Origin of the sequence: Paenibacillus plantiphilus (assembly GCF_927798095.1) — a bacterium.
Taxonomy (GTDB): domain Bacteria; phylum Bacillota; class Bacilli; order Paenibacillales; family Paenibacillaceae; genus Paenibacillus_Z; species Paenibacillus_Z plantiphilus.
Genome location: NZ_CAKMMF010000019.1, coordinates 37,194 through 57,677 on the forward strand (window position 1 = coordinate 37,194; position 20,484 = coordinate 57,677).

Annotated in this window: 22 protein-coding genes, 1 riboswitch and 1 other annotated feature; of the genes, 7 read left to right on the forward strand and 15 right to left on the reverse strand. The window is 51.4% G+C overall.

All coding sequences use genetic code 11. The annotated features are described in order from the left end of the window. Positions 1-38: 38 nt before the first annotated feature. The 3 genes from L6H65_RS16710 to L6H65_RS16720 are packed head-to-tail and all read right to left on the reverse strand — an operon-like array spanning position 39 to position 4,216. Positions 39-2,210, reverse strand: a complete 2,172-nt coding sequence (locus L6H65_RS16710; RefSeq protein WP_236343737.1) for a glycosyltransferase — start codon at positions 2,208-2,210, stop codon at positions 39-41. 24 nt (positions 2,211-2,234) lie between these two features. After that, positions 2,235-3,185 (reverse strand): GDP-mannose 4,6-dehydratase, encoded by a 951-nt coding sequence (locus L6H65_RS16715; RefSeq protein ID WP_236343820.1) that lies wholly within the window; start codon positions 3,183-3,185, stop codon positions 2,235-2,237. A 5-nt stretch (positions 3,186-3,190) separates the two neighbouring features. Next, positions 3,191-4,216 (reverse strand): mannose-1-phosphate guanylyltransferase, encoded by a 1,026-nt coding sequence (locus tag L6H65_RS16720; protein WP_236343738.1) that lies wholly within the window; start codon positions 4,214-4,216, stop codon positions 3,191-3,193. Positions 4,217-4,376: 160 nt separating this feature from the next. Next, positions 4,377-4,590, forward strand: a riboswitch (cyclic di-AMP (ydaO/yuaA leader). A 107-nt stretch (positions 4,591-4,697) separates the two neighbouring features. Here L6H65_RS16720 and L6H65_RS16725 point away from each other — a divergent pair. Further along, the gene (locus L6H65_RS16725; protein ID WP_236343821.1) at positions 4,698-5,366 is read left to right on the forward strand and encodes a 3D domain-containing protein; all 669 of its coding nucleotides are present in this window, start codon (positions 4,698-4,700) and stop codon (positions 5,364-5,366) included. Positions 5,367-5,383: 17 nt separating this feature from the next. Here the strand turns inward: L6H65_RS16725 and L6H65_RS16730 are convergent, their stop codons facing one another. After that, on the reverse strand, positions 5,384-6,334 hold the full coding sequence (locus tag L6H65_RS16730) for a polysaccharide deacetylase family protein (protein WP_236343739.1): 951 nt from the start codon (positions 6,332-6,334) through the stop codon (positions 5,384-5,386). A 478-nt stretch (positions 6,335-6,812) separates the two neighbouring features. Beyond that, the gene (locus tag L6H65_RS16735; protein ID WP_236343740.1) at positions 6,813-8,072 is read right to left on the reverse strand and encodes a methyl-accepting chemotaxis protein; all 1,260 of its coding nucleotides are present in this window, start codon (positions 8,070-8,072) and stop codon (positions 6,813-6,815) included. Positions 8,073-8,311: 239 nt separating this feature from the next. On the opposite strand from L6H65_RS16735, the gene L6H65_RS16740 reads away from it, so the two are divergent. Beyond that, positions 8,312-8,728, forward strand: a complete 417-nt coding sequence (locus tag L6H65_RS16740; protein WP_236343741.1) for an O-methyltransferase — start codon at positions 8,312-8,314, stop codon at positions 8,726-8,728. Between the two features lie 60 nt (positions 8,729-8,788). On the opposite strand, the gene L6H65_RS16745 is transcribed toward L6H65_RS16740, so the two are convergent. The 3 genes from L6H65_RS16745 to L6H65_RS16755 form a co-directional block, all read right to left on the reverse strand. Then, positions 8,789-9,010: an alpha/beta-type small acid-soluble spore protein gene (locus tag L6H65_RS16745; protein WP_219871631.1), complete on the reverse strand. Its 222-nt coding sequence runs from the start codon at positions 9,008-9,010 to the stop codon at positions 8,789-8,791. Positions 9,011-9,207: 197 nt separating this feature from the next. Continuing rightward, positions 9,208-10,155, reverse strand: a complete 948-nt coding sequence (locus L6H65_RS16750) for a TIGR03943 family putative permease subunit (protein WP_236343742.1) — start codon at positions 10,153-10,155, stop codon at positions 9,208-9,210. 471 nt (positions 10,156-10,626) lie between these two features. After that, positions 10,627-11,916, reverse strand: a complete 1,290-nt coding sequence (locus L6H65_RS16755; protein ID WP_236343743.1) for a permease — start codon at positions 11,914-11,916, stop codon at positions 10,627-10,629. 295 nt (positions 11,917-12,211) lie between these two features. Then, positions 12,212-12,460: a binding site (T-box leader), on the forward strand. 52 nt (positions 12,461-12,512) lie between these two features. Between L6H65_RS16755 and trpS the strand changes: the two genes are divergently transcribed. Continuing rightward, positions 12,513-13,499: a tryptophan--tRNA ligase gene (trpS, locus tag L6H65_RS16760; protein WP_236343744.1), complete on the forward strand. Its 987-nt coding sequence runs from the start codon at positions 12,513-12,515 to the stop codon at positions 13,497-13,499. Positions 13,500-13,576: 77 nt separating this feature from the next. On the opposite strand, the gene L6H65_RS16765 is transcribed toward trpS, so the two are convergent. After that, positions 13,577-13,756, reverse strand: coding sequence for a hypothetical protein (locus tag L6H65_RS16765; RefSeq protein ID WP_236343745.1), 180 nt, complete (start codon positions 13,754-13,756; stop codon positions 13,577-13,579). A 128-nt stretch (positions 13,757-13,884) separates the two neighbouring features. Here L6H65_RS16765 and L6H65_RS16770 point away from each other — a divergent pair, with 128 nt between their 5' ends. Beyond that, positions 13,885-14,112 (forward strand): alpha/beta-type small acid-soluble spore protein, encoded by a 228-nt coding sequence (locus tag L6H65_RS16770; RefSeq protein ID WP_236343746.1) that lies wholly within the window; start codon positions 13,885-13,887, stop codon positions 14,110-14,112. 130 nt (positions 14,113-14,242) lie between these two features. On the opposite strand, the gene L6H65_RS16775 is transcribed toward L6H65_RS16770, so the two are convergent. Next, complete coding sequence (locus L6H65_RS16775; protein ID WP_236343747.1) at positions 14,243-15,229, reverse strand: metal-dependent hydrolase; 987 nt, start codon at positions 15,227-15,229, stop codon at positions 14,243-14,245. Positions 15,230-15,328: 99 nt separating this feature from the next. Between L6H65_RS16775 and L6H65_RS16780 the strand changes: the two genes are divergently transcribed. Beyond that, positions 15,329-15,619, forward strand: coding sequence for a hypothetical protein (locus tag L6H65_RS16780; RefSeq protein WP_236343748.1), 291 nt, complete (start codon positions 15,329-15,331; stop codon positions 15,617-15,619). Here the strand turns inward: L6H65_RS16780 and gerQ are convergent. Then, the gene (gerQ, locus tag L6H65_RS16785) at positions 15,603-16,145 is read right to left on the reverse strand and encodes a spore coat protein GerQ (RefSeq protein WP_236343749.1); all 543 of its coding nucleotides are present in this window, start codon (positions 16,143-16,145) and stop codon (positions 15,603-15,605) included. The two genes, L6H65_RS16780 and gerQ, sit on opposite strands and share 17 nt — an antisense overlap. 35 nt (positions 16,146-16,180) lie before the next feature. Continuing rightward, complete coding sequence (locus L6H65_RS16790; RefSeq protein ID WP_236343750.1) at positions 16,181-16,603, reverse strand: cell wall hydrolase; 423 nt, start codon at positions 16,601-16,603, stop codon at positions 16,181-16,183. A gap of 251 nt (positions 16,604-16,854) precedes the next feature. On the opposite strand from L6H65_RS16790, the gene cyoE reads away from it, so the two are divergent. Further along, positions 16,855-17,715: a heme o synthase gene (gene cyoE / locus L6H65_RS16795; protein WP_236343751.1), complete on the forward strand. Its 861-nt coding sequence runs from the start codon at positions 16,855-16,857 to the stop codon at positions 17,713-17,715. A gap of 30 nt (positions 17,716-17,745) precedes the next feature. Continuing rightward, positions 17,746-18,372, forward strand: a complete 627-nt coding sequence (locus L6H65_RS16800) for an SCO family protein (RefSeq protein ID WP_236343752.1) — start codon at positions 17,746-17,748, stop codon at positions 18,370-18,372. A gap of 30 nt (positions 18,373-18,402) precedes the next feature. Here L6H65_RS16800 and L6H65_RS16805 read toward each other — a convergent pair whose 3' ends face one another. The 3 genes from L6H65_RS16805 to L6H65_RS16810 all read right to left on the reverse strand — a co-directional run bounded on the left by L6H65_RS16805 (position 18,403) and on the right by L6H65_RS16810 (position 20,291). Then, positions 18,403-18,756, reverse strand: a complete 354-nt coding sequence (locus L6H65_RS16805; protein WP_236343753.1) for a DNA primase — start codon at positions 18,754-18,756, stop codon at positions 18,403-18,405. Between the two features lie 83 nt (positions 18,757-18,839). Further along, positions 18,840-18,968 carry a hypothetical protein gene (locus L6H65_RS26615; RefSeq protein ID WP_290370444.1) on the reverse strand — a complete coding sequence of 43 codons (129 nt, stop codon included), beginning with the start codon at positions 18,966-18,968 and terminating at the stop codon, positions 18,840-18,842. Positions 18,969-19,103: 135 nt separating this feature from the next. Then, positions 19,104-20,291: an MFS transporter gene (locus tag L6H65_RS16810; protein ID WP_236343754.1), complete on the reverse strand. Its 1,188-nt coding sequence runs from the start codon at positions 20,289-20,291 to the stop codon at positions 19,104-19,106. Positions 20,292-20,484: the final 193 nt, after the last annotated feature.

Here is a 20,484-nt window from a genome sequence, read left to right on the forward strand (position 1 = left end):
CCGCCCCCTCCGAACTAGCCCCCGCGTGCGCTTTCGCTTCAAATCTCCATCAGCCGGCTCTTGATCCGCTGAGCAGCATGCCCCCATGTGAAGCGGGAAGCAACATCGCGCGCGGCTTGCGCTCCCTTGGCAGCCGCTTCGGACTGATTGTCAACGACGTGACGCATCAGGTGCGCCAGATGGGCGGTATCCGGCTCTGCCCAGCGGAATCCGTTGTAATAATGACAGCGCGCCTGCGCAGGAACGAGCTTCTTCACACGAAGCGGATAGCTGTTGCCCTCATTGATAAACTCCGTTTGCGCGCTCCAGTTCGTTGCAATAACCGGCAATCCGCATGCCATAGCTTCTATGATCGGCATCCCCCAGCCTTCACCGCGTGTGGGAAGTACGAAGCAATCTGCAGAGCGGTATAGGCTGCTCATCCATGAGGACGGTATTTTGTCGTTATGGAGAATGATCATATTGCTGGCTGCCGCCCCCAGCTCCAGCTTGCGAATTTCGGTCGGCACATCGATGGTGGAGTCATTATTGATGATTTTGCAAACGAGCACGGCATCCTTGCGGCGATGAAATACTTTAGCGAACGTTTGAAGCAGCATTTCCGGTGCTTTTCGTTCTCCCCATTCGAAGACAGACAGGAAGGTGAATTTCTCGCTGAACCGCCTGCCGCGAATGCCGGGATGATAGTAATTCGTATCGACCCCAAGAGGCATGATCCGAATAGGGACCTGTACGCCGCTGTTTGTAAAGGTGCCGAGATTGAATGCGGAGGGAACCCATATCTCATTCATTCCATTGGACTGATTGACCCAATCGGCGGGCAAACCGTCTACCTCCAGCATCGTATAGCCAATCTTAAACCGGCCGTCATTTCTATGGAAGACATCGCCCTGGCCATATACGATCTGGACTGCATCCGGCATTTCAGGCCGCTCGCGGAACAGATTGATGCGCATGTCGCTGTTCTTCTTCGGCTCATCCAGAGGAACAGGAGTTCCAATGCCGTATACATACCGATATTTGACCTTCACATGCTGATCATCCAGCGCAATCATCATGTTCTTGGACGATTCGGTATAGCCGAAGAAGGGCAGATTGACTACCGAATGCCAGGTGACCCCTCGCTGGTAAGTCCCCTCTAGCGCGGCCTGCCATTTGTCGCGAAATACTTCCTTGGACTTATTATAAATTTCCCAGAAATCAACGCCGTTGACGCGAGTGGACGTATTGTGAAAATGGGTTAAGGTTACACGGCCGTCACAGACGATGCGATATCCGGCAGATATCGCTTTGAGACAGTAATCCGTATCCTCGAAATAAGAGAAATAATCTTCGTCCAGCAGACCGATTCGGTTAATGAGCTCCCGCTTAATATAAGCGCATGCGAACACAATGCCCTGTACATCCCGAACGGCCGTATATTGACGGACATCATGCTCCATGCCGCCGATCTGCTGCCCCATAAGATTGTCGTGCAAAATGTAAGTCCCTGCATGATGAAGCTGTCCTTCAGGACCGCGCAGCCTGCTGCCGACAATGCCGATATCCGGCGATGACAGGGCGGTTTCCTGCAGCCGGACTAGCCAATCCAGCGGGTCTGTAAGAATATCATTGTTCAGCAGAACGATATCGCTCGACGGGTCGCAGTGGGGAAGTGCAGTATTGTTGCCAGCGACAAAACCGATATTGTCCGGGCTTGTAATTAGCCTAACCCAAGGAACCGTACGCAAATATTCAGTTGTGCCGTCGGAGCTGCCGTTATCGAAAAGAATGACATCGACCATGCCAAGGTTCAATGTTGGATACAGCATTTCCAAACAGCGCTTCGTATATTCGAGCCCGTTCCATGTCAGAATGATGATCGACACGCGGCGCTGCAGCGTTCCCGTTCCAACTGCTCCTCGGTCCGTATCCTCGGTGCCCGGATCGAAGGCGCTGTAGGCGGGGTCGCTTGCATACCCCTTTACAATTCCGATTCGCCGCCGCTTGCGTCCCTGCAAGCGAGTGCGGCCGCGAGTGGAAGCCCGGCGGCGCTTACTGCGAAGCGAAGTGCTTTTAAGCCGCCCGCGGGTTAGCTTGGCAGCGCGTAACCGCTTGGCGGCGGTGCGGGAGCGGCGGGCGATTCCTTTACGGGCGGCGGCCGATCGGCCGGCAGCCCGTTTGCGCGGCTTGATTCTGCTCCGCTTGACGCTGGAGCCGATCTTCATCATTGCTCCTGCCTCCCTTGTGTATATTTACAGCTTGGCGCGCCAATAGTTGAGCAGGTCGGTCATCGTCTGCTTGAACGGAATTTCCGGCTTCCAGCCTGTATCCGCATGAAATTTATCGGAGCTGCCGAGCAGAATTTCCACATCAGAAGGGCGCATTCGCTGCGGGTCTTCCTGAATCTCCACTTCAATATCAGTGAGTGTCAGCAATAGCTGAAGCATATATTCAATCGTGCAGCAGGAGCCGGACGCAAGGTTATAGCATTCGCCTGGCGTTCCTCTCTCAAGCGCCAGCCAATAGCCGTGGACAATATCGCGCACGTCGGTAAAGTCGCGTTTGGCTTGCAGGTTGCCGACATGAATAACAGGAGGGCGCAGCCCTTTTTCAATCTCGGCAATTTGCTTGGCGAAATTGGAGGTGACGAAGCCCTCCCCGCGTCTTGGTCCCGTATGATTGAATGTGCGGGTACGTATGACATGAATGCCGTAGCTTCTAAAATATTGATAACCCAAATAGTCCTGCGCTACTTTACTCACAGCATAAGGACTGAGAGGGCGGAGCGGATTGTCCTCACGAATAGGGACCTCGCTCGGCTCGACCTGACCATACTCCTCGCTGGAGCAAGCAATTTGCACCTTGGTTGGCAGCTTGAAGCGGCGAATCGCTTCGAACAGATGAATTTGTCCCGCAACATTATTGTGAATCGTATCAATCGGTGAATTCCACGACGTTGGAACGAAGCTTTGCGCAGCAAGATGGAAGATGAGCTCCGGCCGCTCGCGATCGATCAGCTGCTCTACAGAAATAGGGTCCCTGAGCTCGCATTCCACCAGCTTGATATCGTTCTCGATATGTGCAATATGATCCTTCATACTGCGCTGGCGAATCGTCCCGACGACCTCTATCCCCTTAGCGAGCAAATATTCTGCCATATGACTGCCGACAAATCCGGAAATGCCAGTAACCAAAGCTTTCAAAAAGATCACCTCGAAAATTGGTTTATCCACGTTTTGAGACGCTGCTCTTCCGCCTTCGGGCAGATGAGCAGCCCGTTTGAAGTCGATACGATAATGAGATCATGAACGCCAATAATAATAGCCTGCTTGTCGTCGACGATAACTGTATTGCCAGTAGATTCAAGAAGCGCAGCAAAGCCTTGACTCACATTGCCTGCTGCATCTGCATCCATATGGCGCCGCAGCGCTGCCCATGACCCCAGGTCATCCCAGCCGCATTGAACCGGGATGCAATAGATGGAATCAGCCTGCTCCATAACCGCATAGTCAATCGACAGGGATGGCATTTCGGCATATGCAGCTGCTAGATTGCTGGAATGCTTCAGCAGGCTGTTCCATATGTCAGGCTGATGAGCTGCGACGCATTGCGCAATCGTCGAAGGACGCCAAGCGAAAATACCGCTGTTCCAATAGATATCAGGCTCCACGATAAGCTGTGAGGCTCGCTCGGCTGTCGGCTTCTCCAGAAATTGGCGGACTCGCAGAACGCCCGTGGATAACAGCTCGCTGCTCTCCGGGGCAGTGGTATACATATAACCGAACCCTGTTTCCGGACGAATTGGCGGAATGCCAAGAGTGACAATCGCATCTTTCTTGCTCGCGGTTTCTGCAGCGAGAGAAATGGCTGCGAGGAAGGCATTCTCATCCGATACATATTGATCCGAGGGGACGAATATCAGGGGGCGATTATCGCCGGACTGGAGGAAGCTGAACGCTGCCAAAGCCATGCATGGAGCTGTATCCTTCTGCTCTGGCTCAATAATAAGCTGGCCCAGGGGGAAGTCTGGAAGCTGCTGCTCCAAGAGAGATAAATAGCGTTGAGGAACTGCAATATATAGGCTGGTGTCTGATACTAATTTGCGAAATCGCGCCACCGTTTCCTGGATCATCGTTCGGTCAGAATGAAAAGGAAGAAATTGCTTAGGTGTCGATTCGACGCTGCGCGGCCAGAAGCGAGTTCCTTTGCCTCCAGCCATAATCACGATATTCACGTTAAGAAATCACCTCCAAGCAGGAAGAAACCATAGAGAATACCCGTAAATGTACTGACATAGTATTCGTCTATCAAGCAAGTCTGGAACGGCTTTTGTACGCGCGGTTATTGCAACTGGGCACATTTACCGGTTGGAGTCGCGGCTGGAATGTGATATTCTCTTACGCGAGCCGAAACTTTAAGTACGGGGGATTATTAGGAAACATAGGATGTTGTTTCCCACCGGCAATCAAAGGCCCTGATAATGGGGGATTGCACGGGATTTGCGCAATAGGCGCTTGGGGTGAATCGCGATGGCTTGTCCGCTGCGTAGGGCCGAACTCCTTGGTCCGAATCCGACAACTAACCTCGTAGGCCGCATGCTAAGCAGATAGAAGTCCGTGTTGCTGACCCGGCAATCTGTGCAGCCATGACGGAACATCCGCACCATTGTGCGATCCATGTTCCGTAAATAAAAGGAGGACATTCAATTGTTCAAAATGAAATGGAAGACAAGTGCGGCAGCAGCAGCACTAACTGTTGCACTGTTGGCTTATTCTGGAGCAGCAAGTGCCGCAAGCGCTTACAAAGCGAAGGATGGCGACACTTTCTGGAAGCTGTCCAAAACGTTCAACGTGCAGCTGGGCAAGCTAATGGCCGCGAATCCGAAGATTGATCCGCTTAATATTTATGAAGGTCTCAAAATTACAATTCCTGCTGCAGCGAGCGCAGCCAAGAGCAAGAAAGCTGCAGCGGACACGAAATCAGAAAACAAGTTGATGATGGCCGCAGCTTCAGACAGCGCGGGTGACGAGAATGTCATTCAGGTCGGCAAGAAGGAATTCAGTTTCTCGGAGGTTATACAGGCAAAGGCTAGCGCGTACACGGCAGCAGCTTCGGAGAACGGAGGCTGGGGCGCTGTTGACTACTTTGGCAATCCGCTGAAGGTGGGGACGATTGCAGTCGACCCCAACACAATACCTTTGGGCACCAAGGTATACGTTACCGGCTACAATTATGACGGCTTGCCGCAAGGCGGGATGATTGCGGTCGCATCCGACATGGGTGGCGCGATCAAAGGCGATCGGATCGATATCTTTGTTCCGGATTCACAGAAGCAGGCGCGGACGTTCGGCTACCAGTATGTTAAAGTGTTTGTGCTTGAATAGACCTGTACAGCCTCTGGCTATTTCTTACCCGCACCTCGTGCGGCGGGTTTATGAATCAGCTCTGGCAAGGGAACGATCTCATACCCTTTATCATGCAGAAGCTTGATTAGCCGGGGCAGCGCTTTTATTGTTCCTGACAGATTCTGTCCGATGCCGCCGCCTGCGTGCTGCAGAATAATAGAGCCGGGCTGAAGCGTTTTTTTGATGTTGACCAGTATGGAGTTGCTGTCAATGCCGCGCCAATCGACTGAATCGACATCCCAATTGACGACCACGAAGCCTCGTGAACGCAGCCATTCGATTTGTTCGGGAAGGATCTCGCCGTAGGGCGGGCGAACGTGTCGCGGACTGTAACCGGCTAGTGGGCGCAGAATGGCGTCTGTGCGCATAATTTGCCGCTGGAACGAGGCGAGGGAAATGCGTGAGAATACAGCGTGATCGTACGAATGATTGCCAATAATATGTCCTTCTCTCTGCATGCGGCGGACGATGGCTGGATATTTCGCAGCTCTGGAGCCGACAACGAAGAAGGTCGCACGAACCTTGTAGCGGGCAAGAATATCGAGCACTTTAGGTGTATAGCGCGGATCAGGCACGTCGTCGAAGGTTAGCGCTACCTTGCGAATATTGCGGGGACCCCCGATTACGAAAGAGCCCGGATACCATTGTTGGAGCGTATTCCAAGAGATGGTTGTCCGGGTTTTTCGTTGCTGTCTGCGCGGCTTCCGGTTATGCCGCTTAGGTTTGGCGACAGTGACAGCTGCTGCCCCCTCATATAGTGAATCAGATGAATAGGGCGCAATGCGTGAAGAAGCGGCTGAAGCGTTCGAAGCAGGCAGGGGCTGCGGCAGGAGCGGCCCGTGACTGTCAGCGTGGACGCTGTCGATCGGGGCCGTCAGCAGTGAAGAAGAAACTACAGCGATCAAGATTCCTGCGGCAGCTCTGCGACAGCTTTGCAGTGTAAACATTGCAACTCCTCCGTCTAATTCTTCATTCCAGAATAAACCCGGTTTATAAATTGTTCCCCAACGGCACATGATCATGCACGCCTCATGGACTGTATATATGAACTTTGAACAGGTTGCCGCTCTCCACATTATCGAGCCATCAGTGGCAAATCAAAAGCGGCCGATAGGGTGAATTTCCCTATCGGCCTCTTTTACATGAACAATATTCGATTCAATCCTGCTGCTGTGGCAATCCACTTAATCGCTTTTAAGTGAATGAAGATTCAATTTCACAATCAGAGTTTGACTTTACGTGCGAAGAGAGCGGAGGGTTGGAGGATTCTGGAGAAACGTTAGTGTTCGCCTTTAAAGCCCGATTTCAACCTATAATGATTCTACAGTTAAGAAATCGGGCTTTAACAGCGATCGGAAGAACCCTCCAAACCCGCAGCGGCTTGTTCCACGTGCCATCGATCGCTGATTTTAATTTCTACCCGAATTAAATTTTGAAGATCGAAATCGTACGTTGAAGCTGCATGGCGGCCTGCTGCATTTTTTCCGTTTCCGCTACGACCGCTTGAACAGAATAAATCTGCTCGTTCATAGATGCGGATACTTGCTCGGTTCCAGCAGCTGACTGCTGTGTAATCGCCGATATGTTCTGAATCGCGCCAGATATCTTCTGGGCGCTCTCCAGCATAATATCGCTCTCATTGGAGAATTGCGCGATTTGTTTCGATATAAACTCAACGCTGTTTACGATCTCGGCGAAAATCTGCTCCGATTCCTTCAGCATGCCTGTTTGCAGCTTCACGACCTCGGCATTGACATGAATATTCTGAATGGCTTTCTGCACGCCATTATCGATGCTGCTGACGAGCTGGAACACTTCCTTCGTCGAAGCGGTCGACTCCTCCGCCAGCTTGCGGACCTCTTGAGCGACGACGGCAAAGCCTCTGCCGTGCTCGCCAGCTCTGGCGGCCTCGATGGATGCGTTCAAGGATAGCAAATTGGTCTGCTCCGCAAGATCGGAGATCGTTCGTGTAATGGCCGAGATGCCCTCGGCCTTTTTCGCCAAATCCTCGATGGTTGCTGCGACATCCGAGGATGCCGCAACGGTCCGCTTCATGCCGGCCGACTGGCTGTCCACAGATTGTCGGCCCCTCTCGACCAGAGATAGTGTCAGCTCAGAGCGTTCGTTCATTACTTTGGTCGAGTGGGCGTAGGAGGCGACTTTATCCTCGATTTCGCGGATGGATTCCGCCATATCGCTGACGTCCTCGGAGATGGCATTGGCTCCAACCGCCAGCTCATTAGCAGAGGTTGCGACCTGCTCCATAACCTGCTTCAAGTCATTGTTCTTATCAAAAATCCCACGGCTGGTATCGTTGACGACACGGGAGATGTTGGAGGTTTCTTTCAAAATATCGCGCAGCTTGTCCACCATGCTGTTAAAGGAATGGCCAAGATCACCCAGTGCTGCGGACGAGGCTACATCAACCTTTTGAGTGAAATCGCCCTTGGCAATGCTGTATGCAATACTCGACATGTCCTGGATGGATGATGTAAGCGCTGTCTCGATGACTCGAACAAGAGGAAAAGTTGCGATTGCAGCCAAAGCAATGATGATCAACCCAAGCAGCAGGCTTCCATTTGTAATTAACAAGCCTAGCAGTAAGGCAATGGAGAAGACGAGCACGATAGAATAGCAGCCAACTAGCAGTTTATTGCGAGTAGATAGACTGTGTAACCATTGCATAGTGGTAAGCTCCCCTTTAATTGGAATATCATTATTATAGCATCGCTATGCCGTTTGTCTACAAAGGTCTAATACGATAGAACCATGTCGGTAGATCTATGAAATTACACCAAAAAAGAGACGGAATTTTGTAAGTTTTCTGTAATTATATATTGAAGGAACTATTTTTATGTCATATAATGGGCCCATAGCATCATATGCATACTAGATGAAAATTATGGATGCGAGGGGGAGAGTTAATGAATTTGGATGCAATGCCTTTAGCCCGTCAGGTGGAGTTCGTATTCAAGCAGCTGGAGGAAGAACTGGTTCATGCAGTAGCAGGTACTGTGACCATACATATTCGCAACAATGTCGTGGGGAAATACGGGGTTCGTCATAATCCCATAGAGAGTAAGAATGGTCAGATCGGAGACAAAGCTGCAGCTCAAGGAATGACGGAAGCTCAAGTCCAGGCATTCAGAAAAATGGCAGTGGATTCGCTTAGAATGAAGAGAAGCTGGACACATGGCGAGATTATTTATGATTTTAGCGTTCGGGCAGGATCTGGCGTGTGGGCGGCAAGCATCACCTATGAATCCAACTATAACTTGGCAAATGGTTTATTCCGCTATCAGCCCAAATATACACAGCAAGCATTGCGTGATGCGCCTTAATATCGACATACAAAAAATGCTGTCCGCTAAGGGCAGCATTTCTTTTTGCTTGATCAGAGCTCAGTGGAACTTGCCTGCGAGCTGCTGCTCCGCGATTTGAACGAGCCTGCGGGTAATGTATCCGCCAATGGCGCCAGTATCGCGTGTAGCCATATAACCGTAATAACCGTCCTGCGGAATTTGAATGCCGAGCTCTTGCGCGATTTCATATTTCAATTGATCCAGCGCTGCGCTGGCCTGAGGTACGACCAGCGAGTTGCTGCTGCGGGATTGTCCTGCCATCGTGTTCACCTCCTTGTGGTACCCTTAGTATGGTCGCAATGGAAGCTTTTATGCGAACAGGAGGGCAAGGAAGGTACAGCAATGTTTTCCAAATTTAAGATGGTCGGATAAATGATGAACACGCTCCCAGCGCGCGGTGTTTCGCTGCATGACGGAGGTCGGCCCCGACCACATGCGAAGGCAACTGCTGGTTGCGTCTACAGCCCGAAGTCATAATCCGGATAAATATACGGCGATTCGGGCGCAGCAATGGCCTGGAGCTGTTTGGCCTTGAGAACGATAATCTTGTTGCCGTCGAACAGCTCCTCTGTCAGCTCGCCGCGGACTTTCAGCCATACATCATTATTGTAGGTTGCGGCGCGCGGGTATGAAATCATCAGACCATAAGGAAGCGCGTCGGCGGAACAGCAGTTCATTGCAAACCGGCTGAGGGCGAACTGGTTCTTGGTCATACCCTCCTGTCTATGTACGAATCCGCTAATTTCTACAGTTTTGCCTATATAGTTTTGTCTGAACAAATCCAGAGTCGTGAGCGTTTCGATGAATTGCTTCTCAGGGACGCTGATAACCTCCTGCGCGTAAAGTTTTTTGCCATAGCTGGCATGTGCCTCCGTATATTCATCGGCTGGAAACATGACGTCGAGTTCTTCGTCGGTTTTCACACCGCCAGGGAGTGGCGCCGCCGTTTTGACTGGCTCATCCTGAACCCCGCTGCCGGCAGGCGGTAATGTCGCCGCTCTGGACGATCCGGAATTCAATACTTCGGCGCCTGCAAAATTAACCCCTTTCTTCGCAGCAGCCGAGCTGCCCAGTGCGGCATCCGGCAGCGTAAAGCCAAGCACAAGCGGAAGAACGAACATGCCATAGATCAATATGTTCTTCGTGATGGAAGAGGGGGGCTCATGATTGCATTCGCAGGCTGCCGTCTTGCGTCCAGCCCATGCTTGAAGAGCGGCATACAGTTGATAGATGGCAGTAGCATAGAGGCCGATCGCGGATAGTTTGACATAGATGGTCATTCTCGGCGCAATATAGAGAGTCAGGTTATCGGATCGAACAAGGAAGACAATATACATCGCAAAGCCGGTCAAAATAACAGCTCGGATAAGATGATGCACGATTCGTTTGCGGTCAGCGGGTGACATGCTGTCACTCCTTTCAATGAAATTTGTGCGATCAAACGGCAGAGCTTGAATGTTCCAGCGTATTTCCGCTTTTCGGAGATAGCCGAGGGGATTCTACGATGCTTTGCATCTGTAAGAAGGTTTTTCCGTGTTACAGACTCGAACGTTGCTGCTTTTCGTGCTGTAAGCAGGTTTTTCCGCCTTAACACTGCCACTAGAGCTCGTTTGCCGCCGATCGGCACGCTGTAAGCAGGTTTCTCCGTGTTACAGACTCGAACGTTGCTGCTTTTCGTGCTGTAAGCAGGTTTTTCCGCCTTAACACTGCCACTAGAGCTCGTTTGCCGCCGATTGGTACGCTGTAAGCAGGTTTATTTCCACCTTAACAGCGAATGGCGGGGTTCCCTTTTTCAACAGTCTGAACAATATAGGCAATAGTGTCATAAAGGACCATTTTCATTCAGGGGTGACAACATGGACATTATGATGCACGAACTATAATATAAACTGTTGAATAATAATGGAACCGATAAGGACGGCTGTGAAAATAAAGGCGATCAAAGCGAGCACAATTTTCGTGCGAAATGCAGAAAGCAGCATGAGCGTACTCTTGAAATCGACCATCGGACCAAATACGAGAAAAGCGAGCAGCGCTCCAGGGCCGAATATTCCGTTAAAAGATGCCGCAACGAATGCGTCTGATGTTGAGCATAGCGAGACGGAGAAGGCAAAGGCCATCATGAACAGGTTTTCCATTACGGGCTGATCGCTCAGCGCGGTCAATACACTGCGGTCGAGCAGAGTTTGTATGAATGCAGTGATAAAAGCGCCGAGAATTAAATATTTGCCGATATCAAAAAACTCGTCTGAGGCATGAGCAAGTGTTGAGCCGAATCGTCCGCGCCAAGTCCTGCTGGCAGCCTCTCCGTGACCGCGATCGTCGTCAGCAGGGCCATGGGTGTGATCGTGACCATGATGATCGCCGTGAGCATGCTCACTATGGACATCGTGACGATGGTCGTGAGCATGCTCACTATGGAGATCGTGATGATGGTCGTGAGTAGTACGCTCACTATGGACATCGTGACGATGGTCGTGAGCACGCTCGCTATAGAGATCGTGATGATCGCCATGAGTACGCTCACTATGGACATCGTGATGATGATCGTGACCATCATGATGATGAGCATGATCGTGATGGCGATCAGAGCGATGGTGAAGCACCTGACCATCATCGTGGTGCTTATGGTTGTGACTATGATGATCGTGTGTATGTGGATGAGCGAATGCTTTCTTGGCCTCTCTGAGCGGGCTTTTCTTCAAATATTTATAGAGAAGCAATCCCAGCACAACGCAAACGGCAAACGCGAGACCCATTCGAGAATACGCCATCGATGGCTGGGTTCTGAATGCGGTATAGGTTGAAGTGAAGACAACAGGGTTGAGAATCGGGCCAGCGAAAATAAAGACAATACCAATATATGCCGGCATCCCTTTACGTATTAACCGTCTGACCACCGGGATCATGCCGCATTCGCATAACGGCAGCAGCAGGCCGAGCAAGCTTCCGAACAATACGCCGACAATAGGATTTCGCGGTGTCAGCCTGGCAATCAGGGAATCGGATACGAACACCTGGAGCAGTGCTGAGGCAAGGACGCCCAAGAGGATGAAGGGGAAAGCTTCCAGTATAATGCTTATGAATAAAATTTTGAATGATTGCAGGGAAGGGCTTTCCAGCAAGAGATCCGTTACACCGCCGCCGCTTAATATCCGAGCCAGCATGATGAGGCATCCTGCAGCAAGCAGGGGAGTTCCTAATCGATAAATGAAACGCAAGTTGGGGCTCCTTTCTGTCAATCGACGACCATTTTAGTATAGACTATGCGCGCAACAGCGTCCACAGGACAACCTGCAGCACTATTTTTGCGGAAGTGAAAAAATGACCAGTCTCGGAGTTCTGCGGCATGACGGAGCAGCATCCTCACAATCCGAGCTGCAATCCGGCATTCGCCTTGTAATGAAGCAACTCGAACAGGAGCGCCCACTTGACATTTAGGCTCATGAGAGTATAATTTGCCTAAATGCAAGGAAGGGAACAAGTAAGCCTGGATGTAAGCTTGGCAGAGAGCCGGTGGGTGGTGTGAACCGGTGCAAGCATCCGCTGCTGAATGGATCCTGGAGCTGAGATGAGGAAAGCGAGCGTCCGCGCCCGCAAGTATATATCTACGCATCGTTCCGCGTTAAGGGACTTGAAGGCTTGTTAGCCGTCCGGCAGGGACGCGTTAGCGAGCATATTAGGGTGGCACCACGGTCCTTCGTCCCTTGCGGCGAGGGGCCTTTTTGCGTTCTGGAAGGCAACTATTAAAGGGGGCTGTACGATGTCACGTGTATTATCAGGCATTCAAGCAAGCGGACAATTGACGCTGGGCAATTACATCGGTGCGATACAGAACTTTGTTAAACTGCAGGAATCTCATGAATGCTTCTTCATGGTCGTGGATATGCATGCCATTACCGTTCCACAGGAGCCGGAGGCGCTTCGCGAGCAGACGGAATCGGTTGCCGCGCTCTTCATCGCGGCTGGCATAGATCCTGCGAAATCCAGCGTGTTCGTACAATCGCATGTGCCGGCGCACGCAGAGATGGGCTGGTTGTTTACGACGTTGGCTTATATGGGCGAGCTGGAGCGAATGACGCAGTATAAGGACAAATCTGCGGGAAAAGACTCCATTGGCGCTGGCTTGTTCGTCTATCCGACGCTGATGGCGGCAGACATTCTGCTCTACAACGCCGATCTTGTCCCGGTGGGAGACGATCAGAAGCAGCATTTGGAGCTGACCCGGGATTTGGCGAACCGCTTTAATGCCAGGTTCGGTGATTACTTCAACATTCCTGAGGGGTATACGCCGAAGGTGGGAGCGCGCATCATGTCGCTGGACGATGCCTCGAAGAAAATGAGCAAGAGCAATCCGAATCCGGCCAGCTATATTGCGCTATTGGACCCGCCGGATGTGATTCGCAAGAAAATCAGCCGCGCGACGACAGATTCGGGCCGCGAGGTGAAGTTTAATCCGGCTGAGAAGCCGGAGGTGAGCAATTTGATGAGCATCTACTCCCATTGTGCGGGACTGACGCTTCAGGAAATTGAGGACCGCTATGAAGGGCAAGGCTATGGCGCCTTCAAGAAGGAGCTTGCGGAGCATGTCGTTGCCACGCTTGAGCCGCTGCAAGCAAGGTATGCCGAGATCCGCAGCTCGGGAGAGCTTCATGACATCCTAAGGCAAGGGGCGGAGCAGGTATCCGTTGTTGCCAATCGGACGGTCCGCGATGTTAAGGAGCGGATGGGCTTCGTAATGCCGCGCTAGATTGCGTATATATCAATAAACAGCAAACGCCGCGAGCGAGGATTCCCTCGTCAGCGGCGTTTGCTGTTTCCGTATCATTATTGTGTTTGATTGCGCCGTCTTAATTTGGCGCTAACGATGAAGCCGAACACAATAAAGGCAATTGTCAGGACAAAGAATAGTGCGGCCAGCCATCCGTTGATGCTAATAAACACGCCAGTCAGAATCATCAGCAGAACGGAAAATAGAGCAAAACCCATCGCCATAGGCTTGGACATGTGTAGCTCCTCCTTCTTTCGTTAAAATTCATTGTACATGCGAGCATATTCTAATGACTAAAGTATCATAATAAGCTTGCAAGCTTGCAACACACTATCATCGTATAGGATGGAAGGAGAATTCCCACATGGCAGGACAATCTCGCAGCAGCAATACGTTGGTCGTACCTCAAGCAAGCGCAGCTTTGAATCAAATGAAATATGAGGTAGCACAAGAGCTAGGCATCCAAATCCCGCAGGACGGTTACTATGGCAACATGGCAACCCGCGATGCCGGATCTCTTGGCGGCTACATCACACGGAAGCTTGTGCAGATCGCCGAGCAACAACTTTCGGGTCAATCTCAGCAGCGTTAATACGCGGCGTGTCAGGTTAAGAAGAGGATCGACAGCTAGCTCAAGGGAAACCTTGGGCTTTTCTGTATGCAATCTCAAGCTGGGCGCAAAAGCAAGGCCCCTTCTATTGTGCAAGAAGGAGCCTTGAACGTCAATACGTATTCATGCGCAGCCGTTTCTGCAATCTGTCATCGCTCAGCCAGCCTACATAGGAGCCAAGCGTCTTATAGTCGCTGTCGAGCAGAAGAACAGCTACGAACGGATATTGCTTGCGATGCCGATAGCGGACATCGGACCAGCGCACCTCGTACCCCCAAGGATGCTCCCGCACCTCAGCGCAAGCGAAGGAGGTGAAGTACAAGAAAGAACGAATCGAGGGATCATTCTTGGACATCTCTACAACGGGGTGGTCGTCGCAGCGCGCCCGGTCAACCCAACGCAGCTTTCCTTGCCGGAAATCACCGATCAGGAAGCTGCCATCCTCACGTTGCTTGACCACGTTCCAATCCTTCAGCGATATGGTCGGAATAATGATATATTTGTCGTTGTCCGCTCGGTCTGTATCCAGCGCCATAATTCTGTTGTGCTGCATCCGGTGAGCGATGGTTCGCCAGATGTAATAAACGATAAGCCCGGCATAGAGGGTCGGGAATATGATCGTCGGACTGAGCAGATGAAACGCCCACATGAAGATGGCTACTACATGCGAGATAAAGATGATGGGATCGAAGATATGGATAATGTTCCATGAGATCCATTTATCCGTGAACGGCCGCATCGCTTGTGTCCCATACGTGTTGAATAAATCCGTAAAAACATGAACAACGACAGCGAGCAGCACCCAGCCGGTCAGATGAAGCCAGGGCAGCGTGAAGCCAAAGCCGAGCTGGAGCAGGAATGTAATAAGCGCTGTCCAGATGGCGATAGCGGGCAGGGAATGCGATGCCCCTCTATGGTTGCGGATATATGCCGCATTGCTCTTCAACCGCAGCAGGCCATCGAAGTCCGGCGCTTGCGAACCGACAATTGTACCGATCAGAACAGCGGTATAAACGGTTCCATCGGCAGCCACAATAGGATCAATGGTAGCGAGTCCCGCCAAACCAAGCCCCATGACCAAATGCGTACCGGTATCCATGACGCGTCTCCTCCTTTTAAGTTCCTATGGTATACTTTTAATATGTACGTCTCAGTATTTTCTGAATCGTACGTTCTTATAACGGGGAGATGATATTTTATGTATATATGTTTCGTGGAGTACCGAATTGACTCTGAATTTGAATCGGAATACCGAAGCTGGATATCCGCTAGGCAAGCGGAAGGACCGTCCTTTCGATTATATGAAGGAACCGATCAGCCGCTGCTGTTTGTTGAAATATGGGAGACAGAGGATGAGAGCACAGCCGATGCGATAAAAAAAGAACGCTGCAGTGAGCGTTCCTCCTGGCACGCCATGGCGGATTGGGTGCAGGGGGGTGCTCCCAAAATCCACTCATGGACGTTCCGTCCCGTTAACGGCTGTTCGTAACTGTCCCCAATGTTGCAGTGCCCAGCGGCGTCTGATTGGAAATGCTTGCGCCCTGGAACGGATATTCATAGGCAATCGGGCCATCGAATGTTACATAATCCAGATTGAGCATCAACAGCAGATAGCGCATACCGGTAGAGGGGTCGCTTATAATGACATGATCCCGTCCGGCTGCTTCAATAACACCGCGAAATATTTTGGCATTCCATTCCCGGTTATTCTCATAGGTCATGTAGAAAGTGCCGATCTTGCCGCGATTCAGGCGCAGAATGTTCTCCACATAGGATTCTTCCACTGGCGGTGCTGCTACAATATTGCCGCCAGCCGGCGTTACGAAGGAGCCGCTCGGCACACCGGGAGGCATTGCTGCTTGCGCTCCTGCTACTTGAGACGGCATAAAGGGAGCTGCAGGGAGAGTCTGAGCGACAGGCTGATGGGAAAAGTGTCCATACCCGTAGTGCGTGCCTCCTTGTCCTCCCATGCTTGCTGGACTTACCGCGGTGTTGTACCCGTACCCGTTCGACATATTTCCAATTCCTCGCTTTCGTATCATGAAACAGATTAATAAACTTTAGGACAGTCCTCGCCTGACGGCGCGAAGAAGCAATGGGCTTTATACCGCCCTGTATTTCGTTGATCGTACCACGTGCCCGGGCAGCCTCCGGCAGGCTTGAAGAACCATAGGGCGTTGGAGGCTGGATGCTGCCGCTCGCCGTTAATGATCCGCTTGGCCAGACGAATCTCTCTATCCCGCGCTCCTTGGTAAAAGTAGCCTTTAACAGTCGCTTCGAAGCCGCCCGGACGCTGGTAGACCATCTGTGGAATGCTGCGAATATTTTTGAAATCGAGACAATCGCTTTTGACCCGATTCACGCCTACATTGCCGACCATGAGCATGCCAAGGTCGCCTTCGCCCTCTGCTTCCGCACGCATCAGCCTTGCAAGCACCTTGACTTCTTCGCTATTTGATTTTATGACTGCCATGTCTGAAGGATTTCACTTCCTTTCGCTCAGTTGGGCTATAACCACAATGACATTGTATTGACCTATGGGCGAAATGGTTCCTTAGCTTCGCAAAATCGTTATAAATAGCCGTTCCAGCCAAGCAGTGTCAAATTGATGAACAAAGGGCTGGAACATTGTCAACCGCAGCTTTTTTCGGTATGATTAAGAACGATTTGAATCAATGATAGGCGCTTTTGCGCATGTACGGTAATGGAACGGGGAGGCTCGCTGTGCTTAAAGAATATGTGGCCCTGACTAAACCGGGCATCATTCGCTTGAATACGATTGCTGCTTTTGGCGGATTCTGGGTCGCTTCCAAATGGAATATTAATTGGTGGCTGCTGCTCTACATGCTGATCGGTTCAGCTCTAACGATGGCTTCTGCTTGCGTCATCAACAATTATTGGGACCGGGAATTGGACAAGAAGATGGAGCGGACGAAGAATCGCGCTCTGCCTATGAACCGGATGAATCCCAGAACGGTGCTCATTTACGGCGTTGTATTGGGGATAGCCGGCATTACGATTCTGTTCACGCTGGTCAACGCCCGGACAGGCTGGCTTGGACTGCTGGGACTATTCGTATACATCGTCGTGTATACAATGTGGCTGAAACGCTCCTCGACATGGAGCACATCCATCGGCGGTGTATCCGGAGCAATGCCTCCTGTTATTGGCTATTGCGCCATTAATGAGGTTGATATGGGAGCATGGCTGCTGTTTGCACTGTTGTTCCTGTGGCAGCCGGCGCATTTCTGGTCGCTTGCCATTAGACGGGTGGAAGAATACCGTGCGGCGGGTTATCCCTTGCTGCCGGTAGTTAAAGGAATACCTCGCACGAAGCTGCAGATGATTCCTTATATCGTGCTGCTCATTCCGACAGGGATATTGATGTACACCTATGATTATGTCGGTATTTACTTTCTTATAGTCTCCTTGCTCGGAGGCGTCCTGTGGCTCGTTCATACGTTGATGGGCTTGAAAGCTGCTGTGGATACGGAAAAGTGGGCGAAAACGAACTTTTTCATATCGATTAATTACTTGATGGTGATCTTTTTTATTATGGTCGTAGACACGAACGGCATAGGCTGAAGCTTCAAATGAATCGAGGGGGAACAGAGCATGGATTTCACACGCAAGCATGGATTTAAGATCGCAGTGCTGGCATTATGCGCGGCAATGGGGCTTTATTTATATCTCTCTTCAACAAAGGAAGCAGCGCCTAAGCTGGACCAGGACAAGGCGGCTCCATCCTTCAAGCTGACAAGCATAGACGGGGAGGAAGTATCCCTTGAGAATACGAATGGCAAGGTACGGGTGGTCTATTTCTACTTTGCGAACTGTCCGGATGTATGTCCGCCGACAACGTATCTACTCAGCCAAGTGCAGGATGAGCTGAAGAATCAGAAGGTGTTCGGCAGCGATGTGGAATTTCTGTCTGTCACCTTCGATCCTGAACGGGATACACCGGAAGCGATTCGCAAATTCATCGACAAAATTCCAGGTGATATCGACCAGAGCGGCTGGAAGTTTCTGCGCGGAGACAGTGAAGAGGCTACGAAGAAGCTGATGACGGACTTTGGGCTTGGACTTTTGAAGGACGAGAAATCAGGGCTGTACACCCATTCCGACACGATTACCTTCATCGATCGGGAAGGCAAGATTCGCAAATATATGACAGGCTCCATCGATGAAACGATGAATGCTGACCGCATTGTAGCGGTCGTCGACGCACTTGTAGACGAGTAGAAGAGAATGAATTGGGCAGCTTGGCGCCCATTACCATGAAGCGGGATCGGGATTCGGGTACTGAATGTACCCCTCGAGACCCGCTTTTTCTAATTGCTCGATCAAGTATTCCGTCGGCGTCTTCTCGACACCGGGATAGCCTTTACGGGTATGCATATGTATGGCATCGGGGAAGGTATCGCGCAGCATTCCCCTGATTCGTTTGCCTGACGCGTCATTGTCGGTAAACAGATAGGGCTGCTTGTCGCCGACCTGCTTGCTCAGCGCATCCAGATGCCCGCTGCTTGGAGTGCCATACGTGCAATAAATGGGAACCTCCGCATGAAGCACCTGCCGGAGGCGGCTGCGGTCATTTTTCCCTTCGACGATAATTGCAATGTCCATATTGTCATTCACCTCTTAGCGCTATTGTATAATATCGCGAAAGAAACGCAAAGACGGCTCGCCGCAGCAAGCCGTCTTTAGATTTAGAAGCACATTAATCCGCCGAGTACAATGATAAGCAGGATGAACAGCACGAGAATGGTGCCGGTAGAAGTCATGATGCCCTTCATATGGCCGCCGTATCGGTCGTTGGATTCTATCATTTGAGACATGTATGATCACTCCTCTTCGCCAATATGCATCTCCATGGCAGCCGCCGGCGCGATAATTCTGGTATTTCCGCAATCGCACACTGGTCGTTTGCCTTTATGCATACTATGACGGGAGGCGGCAGGAGCCCTGTGCGATTACCCAGTTCGGGAAAAATGGGCGCTGCTGCTCCCGCGCCCGGATCGCGCATTATAGTAGGGCAGGATTGAGACGGCGATCATTAGTGCGAGAAATGCGATGTAATAGGGGGATACGACATTCCGCAGCTGGCCGGCCAGCATAGGCCCAAGAAAAGCGCCGATGGAGAAGGCAATGGACAGAACGGAGAAGGTTCTACCGTACCGCACGCCGCCGCTAAGTTCAATCAGCAGAGAGGACAATGCGGGGAAAATAATGCCTTTCGCCATTCCGAGCAGGAGCAGGAGGGCATAGAGCGGCAGCGGCGTATCGGCGGCAATGGTGAAGTAAGTGACCGCCAGCAGCAGGGCTCCCCACAACGTTCGCAGATAGGGCGACAAGCGGTTCAAGAACAGCATGCTCAGCGTGAGCAGCGCGCCTAAGCTGACAACAGAGAAGAGCAAGCCTGTCTCCAGCATCGCTTCTTGAGACTTCGCCATAAGTGGCAGCTCAAAGGAGAGAATGCCTTGCGCGCAGCTCATGGCGACGGGAAGGGAAAAGACAATCCAGGGAACCCTGGATTCTGCGGGTTCATCCGATGAATCAGGAAGCTCTGCCGTTCCACCAGTATCGTTCTCTGGGGCTATAGCTGTCGCAATATTCCGAGGCTCTCGAATGAAGATCAGTGCGCAGGCAGCTGTTCCAATAAGCACCCACCCGAGAATTTGGAATGCCATAGTAAACCCGATTTGCGCCACCATATAAGCGCCAACGGCAGGGGAAACGACGGATGCCACAGTATGGACCAATCCGTTGCCTGCCATAAGCTTGCCTTGATGAATGCGATCCTTGGCAATTCGGGCCAGCATGGACATGCAGGCAGGTGACAGAAAAGCAAGGACAAAGCCGCTGATGGAGCGCAGCACGAGCAGCTGCCACGGATCAGTAACCTTGGCCTGCAGGACGAGGATGATTCCGGCAGCCGCGAGGCTGAAGACGATGAACAGGCGGCTGCCATAACGGTCGACGCCATAACCGGCAATGAGATTGCCGGGCAGATGCGTGATGGAATACAAGCCCATCATTAGCCCGATAAAGGATGGCGCCGCGCCTAGCGACACGGCAAAGGGCGTTAGTATCGGATATTGGGCATGCAGATCAAAGAACGCGACAAACAGAAACAGATAAAGCCACACTGCGGTTCTCAACAATATCCCTCCTCAAAAGGTTTTGTATATATGCACGTAATCTACAGAGCAGATTCAAGCGGGTGAATGAGACATGTTACTACTTGTACGCAGGGATAAGCCGTCTTATGTCTGCTGCTGGATAGGATTGGCGGAAGCGGAGGTTTACGCTTATTTATCCATCAGGTATAATATTTTGTGTTCGGGCTTTTGA